Source organism: Actinomadura rubrisoli (assembly GCF_004349215.1).
Taxonomy (GTDB): domain Bacteria; phylum Actinomycetota; class Actinomycetes; order Streptosporangiales; family Streptosporangiaceae; genus Spirillospora; species Spirillospora rubrisoli.
In genome coordinates, this window is record NZ_SMKU01000651.1 from 1 (window position 1) to 1940 (window position 1940).

The window sequence follows — 1940 nt, forward strand, 5'->3', positions numbered from 1 at the left end:
CCGCCCACGCCGGCCTGGCCGCCCACCGACGCCGTCCCCCTGGACGTGACGGGCCTGTACGACGCGCCGGACCCGCAGGGCCTCGCCTACGGCCCGGCGTTCCAGGGGCTGCGGGCCGCCTGGCGTGACGGCACCGCCCGGTATGCCGAGGTCGCGCTGCCCGAGGAAACCGAAACGGACGGGTACGGGCTGCATCCGGCGCTGCTCGACGCCGTCCTGCACGCACTCGGCCTCGACCCCGACGACAACGCCGGGCCCCGGCTGCCGTTCGGCTGGAGCGGCGTGCGCCTGCACGCCTCGGACGCCACCGCCCTGCGAGCCGTCCTCGTCCCGGCGGGACCCGACTCGGTGGCGATCACGGCGGTGGACGCCAGTGGTGGGCTGGTGCTGTCGGTGGAGGCGTTGACGCTGCGTCCGCTGCCCGCCGAAGGCGCGATCACGGGCGCGGCCGGTGCGGCGCAGAACCTGTACCGGCTCGGCTGGGTCAACCACCCTGTCCCCGCCGATGCTGAGGCCCCGGACGGGACCGTCATCGCCCGCGTCCCGGCTGACGGTGAGCTCCATGATGTGCTCGCGCATGTCCTGGGCCTGGTTCAGACCTGGTTGAAGGAACCCACCGGAGACCGGCTGGCCCTGGTCACCCGCCGGGCCGTCGCGGTCCTGCCCGGTGAGCATCTGGACGACCTCGCCGCCGCCTCGATCTGGGGACTGGTCCGCTCCGCCCAGGCCGAACACCCCGGCCAGTTCCTGCTCATCGACACCGACCACACCGACACCGACCTGACCCCCGCCCTCACCCTCGCCGCCGGCGGCGATGAAGATCAGATCGCGGTGCGCGACGGCGGGCTGTATCTCCCCCGCATCAGCAGGCACGTCTCCGACGGCCTGACCGAGCCTGATGGGCCCTGGCGGCTGGACGTCACCGAACAGGGCACCCTGGAGAACCTCGCCCTGGTCCCCGACCCGCAGACCGCGGAACCGCTGCCCCCCGGACACGTCCGGCTGTCCGTCCGCGCGGCCGGGCTGAACTTCCGTGACGTTCTGATCGCGCTCGGCATGTATCCCGGTCAGGCCCATATCGGCGCCGAGGGCGCGGGAATCGTCGAGGAGGTCGCGCCGGACGTGACGACCGTCGCGCCGGGCGACCGGGTGATGGGCCTGTTCATCGGCGGCGTCTCCCCGACCACCGTCACCGACCACCGTTTCCTGTGCAAGATGCCGAACGGGTGGACCTTCGCTCAGGCCGCGTCCGTCCCGATCGTCTACCTCACCGCCTACTACGGCTTCACCGACCTGGCCCGGCTACGCCCCGGCCAACGCGTCCTCATCCATGCCGCCACCGGCGGCGTCGGCACCGCCGCCACCCAACTCGCCCAGCACCTGGGCGCCGAGGTCTACGGAACCGCCAGCCCACCCAAATGGCAAACCCTCCGCGGACAAGGCGTGGACGCCGACCACATCGCCTCCTCCCGCGACCTGACCTTCCGCGACCGCTTCCAGCAAGCCACCAACAACGCCGGCATGGACGTCATCCTCAACTCCCTCGCCCGCGAATTCGTCGACGCGTCGTTGGAGCTACTACCCGAAGGCGGTCACTTCCTTGAGATCGGCAAGACCGACATCAGGGAGCCCGACCAGGTCACGCGGGACCATCCCGGCGTCCATTACCTCCCTTACGACCTCATGGACGCCGGGGCCGATCGCATCCACCAGCTCTTCACCGAACTCCACGGGCTGTTCGAGGACGGCACCCTCGCGCCGCTTCCGGTGACGGCGTTCCCGCTGCACCAGGCCCCCGACGCCTTCCGCCACCTCGCCCAGGCCAAACACACCGGCAAAGTCGTCCTCACCCTCCGCCCACCCCTCAACCCCAACGGCACCGTCCTGATCACCGGCGGCACCGGCACCCTCGGCACCATCACCGCCAAACACCTCACCAC

General features: G+C 71.3%; 1 protein-coding gene. It reads left to right on the top strand.

The window, feature by feature from the left end; genetic code table 11:
- The coding region (locus tag E1298_RS46505) for a polyketide synthase dehydratase domain-containing protein (protein ID WP_165975997.1) at positions 1 to 1940 on the top strand (1940 nt) is incomplete at both ends.